The sequence below is a fragment of the bacterium genome, from assembly GCA_037131655.1.
GTDB lineage: Bacteria > Armatimonadota > Fimbriimonadia > Fimbriimonadales > JBAXQP01 > JBAXQP01.
This window is the reverse complement of record JBAXQP010000244.1, coordinates 1-4,097: the sequence shown is the minus strand read 5'-3', so window position 1 is coordinate 4,097 and position 4,097 is coordinate 1. Positions and strand designations below refer to the sequence as shown.

General features: G+C 47.3%; 4 protein-coding genes. 1 reads left to right on the top strand and 3 read right to left on the bottom strand.

From position 1 onward, the window contains the following. On the top strand, positions 1–1,631 hold a 1,631-nt coding region (locus tag WCO51_10465; GenBank protein MEI6513680.1), incomplete at its 5' end, for a transketolase. A 187-nt stretch (positions 1,632–1,818) separates the two neighbouring features. On the opposite strand, the gene rfaE2 is transcribed toward WCO51_10465, so the two are convergent. From rfaE2 to WCO51_10450, 3 genes are all read right to left on the bottom strand, one after another. Further along, positions 1,819–2,322 carry a D-glycero-beta-D-manno-heptose 1-phosphate adenylyltransferase gene (rfaE2, locus tag WCO51_10460; protein ID MEI6513679.1) on the bottom strand — a complete coding sequence of 168 codons (504 nt, stop codon included), beginning with the start codon at positions 2,320–2,322 and terminating at the stop codon, positions 1,819–1,821. Beyond that, the gene (waaF, locus tag WCO51_10455; protein MEI6513678.1) at positions 2,312–3,340 is read right to left on the bottom strand and encodes a lipopolysaccharide heptosyltransferase II; all 1,029 of its coding nucleotides are present in this window, start codon (positions 3,338–3,340) and stop codon (positions 2,312–2,314) included. Before waaF ends, rfaE2 begins: the two co-directional genes overlap by 11 nt. Continuing rightward, the coding region (locus tag WCO51_10450; protein ID MEI6513677.1) for a glycosyltransferase family 9 protein at positions 3,327–4,097 on the bottom strand (771 nt) is incomplete at its 5' end. The genes waaF and WCO51_10450, both read right to left, overlap by 14 nt.

The following is a 4,097-nucleotide window of genomic DNA, read 5'->3' as shown; positions in this document are numbered from 1 at the left end:
ATGCGGTCGGGATGGCGATGGCTGAGAAATGGCTTGCGGCTCACTTCAACCGCCCCGGGCATGAAATTGTCGACCATCACACCTATGCGCTGGTAAGCGATGGCGATATGATGGAGGGGATTGCCTCCGAAGCATCTTCCCTTGCCGGACATCTTAAACTAAACAAACTCATTTTCCTTTATGACGACAACAAGATAACGCTCGATGGTCCTGCTGAATGGTCATTCTCAGAAGACGTCAACAAGCGGTTTGAGGCTTATGGCTGGCATGTTCAAAGTGTAGACGGCATGGATGTTGAAGCGGTCAGCAATGCTCTAGAAACAGCGAAGGCTGAGAAGAACAAACCTTCTTTCATCAGTTGCCGCACCATCATTGGTTTCGGTAGCCCCAATAAGGCCGGTACAAGTTCCGTTCACGGTTCGCCTTTGGGCAAAGATGAAATCAAAGCCACCAAAAATGCTTTAGGTTGGCCTACTGATAAAGATTTTTATGTTCCTGAAGATGCGCTAAATCACTTCCGCCAAGCAGTTGATAAGGGCAAAGATTTCGAAGCTGATTGGCTCGTCCGCATGCACAAGTATGAAGAAACCTTTCCCGAACTAGCAAAAGAATGGAGTATGGCACAGTCCGGCCAGTTCCCCGCAGGTTGGGATAAAGAGTTGCCGACATTCAAAAGTGACGAAAAAGTCGCCACTCGCACAGCATTTGGCAAAACATTGAATGCGATAGCTCCCAAAATTCCATGGCTCATCGGTGGTTCTGCTGACTTAGCCTCCTCAAATGATACTGACCTCAAAGGCGAAGAAGCTTTCGAAGCCGGTTCTTACGGTGGTCGAATTATCCACTTTGGCGTCCGAGAGCATGGGATGGGCGGCGCGGTTAATGGGATGGTCTATCACGGAGGCGTAAAGCCATTCTGCGCCACCTTCATGGTGTTCTCCGATTATATGCGCGGCTCCGTTCGCATCTCTGCCCTGGCTGAATTGGATCCCCTTTTCATCTGGACACACGATAGCGTTTTCTTAGGTGAAGACGGCCCCACTCACCAACCGGTTGAAACTCTGGCTGTACTTCGAGCAATACCAAATCTAGTCGTCATCCGCCCTTCTGATGCCAACGAAACGGCAGTTGGTCTAGCCGCTGCTCTTGATCACAAAGGCGGTCCATCAACTTTAATCTTAAGCCGTCAGAAATTGCCGGTCTTCGATAGAACTAAGTACGGCTCGGCTGAAGGCTTGAAAAAGGGCGCTTATATCCTCGCGGACAGCCCAGACGAAATCCCCGAAGTCATAATCATCGCAACCGGCTCTGAAGTCCAATTAGCATTAGGCGCATACGATAAGTTAGTTGCTGATGGCGTGAAAGCTCGAGTAGTTGCAATGCCTTGTTGGGAGTTCTTTGAAGCGCAGCCTGATGAATACAAGAAGAACGTCCTTCCGCCAACAGTGAAGGCTCGCTTATCGGTTGAAGCAGGAACCTCATTCGGATGGCGGCAGTGGATAGGCGATAGCGGCGATATGATTTCTATCGATCGTTTCGGCATCTCTGCCCCGCTTGATGATTTATTGAAGTTCTTCGGTTTCACCGTTGACAACGTCTATCAAAAAGCAAAAGCGCTGTTAGGTAAGTAGCTTCCACAGTGGTTAGTGATTAATTTCCGACCGGGTTTTACACACAAGCCCGGTCGTTTTCATATGTTACAGCTCAAACGTAATTTATGCATGGAAAATAAGATGACAGGACAGAAGTTTAAGAATCCGGAAACCACCCATAATCTCCTATTGAGAGGGTGGCCTATTCCACCATTCGCATGTAGTGCTACTCTTCTTTCCCATTCAGCTCGGCAATTCGGTCGATTACGTTGGTGGTGGAACGGCCTTCTACTAGGGGGACGATAACGACTTTACCGCCGTTTTCGTTAACCGCGGCCTCTTCTGGGAGAGTTTTGCCTTTGTAGTCACCGCCTTTTACGTGAATATTGGGTTTGATAAGACGGATAATTTCGACAGGGGTATCTTCACCGAATAGGGTGACATAATCCACGCATTCGAGGCTGGCAATAAGTTCGGCGCGGTCTTGTTCTTGCATAATCGGGCGATTTTCGCCTTTGAGTTTTCGAACTGAATCGTCGGTATTAATTCCAACGATTAAATAATCGCCTATAGCTTTGGCATTGCGAAGATATCGTGCATGTCCTGCATGGATTACATCAAAGCAGCCATTTGTGAACACAATTTGCTCCCCTTTTTGATGGAGTTCCGATGCCACTTCAGCCAGGCGCTCACGTGGAAGAATTTTTAAAAGGGTGCGATCAACTCTCATCTTGGGATCCTTTACGCTTCTGCAACAGGTTTAATGCTGCTTCAGCGATTGAGCTTGGTTTGATAGCATCCAGACAAGCTCTAATTTCTGTATCACTTGGATGGGGTGATGTCGTTGTTGTATAAAAAGAACGGTTGATCGGCGTATCATGCGCCCATCGCTTCGCTTTAGTGGGTCCGTAGATTCCAATGGTCGAAATACCTAAAGCAACGGCAGCATGCATTAGCCCTGTATCGGCGCCTATCAGCAGATCGCAGTTAGCAAGTATCCCGAATACTTCACGAAGGGATGTTTGACCAGCGCAGTTCAGATAGGGAGTGGTCAAGCGCTGGGCTACTGCTCCTGCGGCATCACATTCTGCTTTCGATCCGACTAAAATTATCTGGCATTGTGTCTCCGCATAAAGCTGCGCAGCCACTTCCGCATAACTTCCTGCCGGCCACTGACGAATATACGAATCGTTGGTTCCGGGATGAATAACTACCCGTGGCGTCTCAGTAATAAGCCCAAACTTTTCAATTGGCTCCGATTTTTCATTATCAGAAAGCCATAATTCCAAATGCTTTCCTGCATCTGGGATGTTGCATGCGGTTGTTATATCAAGCAGGCATTCCAACTCATGCTTATCGCGATCCCAACGAACAGATTTAGTGAGCAGACAACTGCGTCCTTCAGCATTCAGCCCAACTCGTTCAGGTATTCCGGCCATTCGAACCAAAAACGCCCTGAAAATTGAGCGATCGAAAATGAACGCCAAATCAAAATGGCTTCGCTTCATCCAGCGCATGAGCTCGAATCGTTCGATTAATGATGACTTATCTCGAAGTCCCTCATGAACGATAACTTCAGCAACATAGGGGCAGCCCTGCATCATTTCTGCTGCGGCAGAGCCGGTCAATAGTGTAATTGGCGCATCAGGAAAGTAAGCGTGAAGGGCACGCAACGCAGGAATTGCAATGATCGTATCGCCAAAAAAACGATGCTTGGTAATCGCTAAAATCTTTTTAGGTGCAAGCATGGCCTACCCCCATTAAGCTAACAAGCATATCCCAAACTTCATCAACTGTCACCAAATCGGCGCTCGGCCCATCTTTGGCAGCATTGAGTTGCTTGATTTCATCAGGGTCACGTTTACAAAGAACGTTTGAACGCTGGAGGTAGGGACCAGAACGATCAGGATCGGTTGGTCCGTAAATACCGATACAAGTTGAGCCTACTGCTACGGCAATATGCCCTGAACCTGTATCACCGCAGATATGCACGTTACAATGCTTCAAAACAGCCGCTAACTCTTTCAAACTTGTTTTACCGATAAGACTACGCATCAGTCTTTTCTTTAATGAAGCGATTTGTTCTTCAATTTCAACATCACCCGGACCACCAACAAATACAGCTTTCCCAAGGCACATCTCTTCAATTCGGTCAGATAAGTGCGCGAATTTCTCCGGTTTCCATCTTTTAAAGGGTTGACCTGCTGATGGATTGATGGCAATGAAGCGATCCTGTTCCTCAATACCGATTTCACGCAGTTTAGTAATTGCACATTCTTCATCAGTTGGAGAAATATAGAATGCAAACTCAATAGGTTCGATCTTTGCCCCACATGCAAGCGGGATGTCTAAATATTGATCGACAATATGCAAACTATTTGTTTGTCTTGGTATTGGCTTTGCAAATAATCGCGCTCCCTCCCTCTGCCAGTGATAGCTATACGTTTTTCGAGAGGATATACGAGCTAAGATAGCGCTTTTCAATAGTCCTTGAAGGTCGAGTGT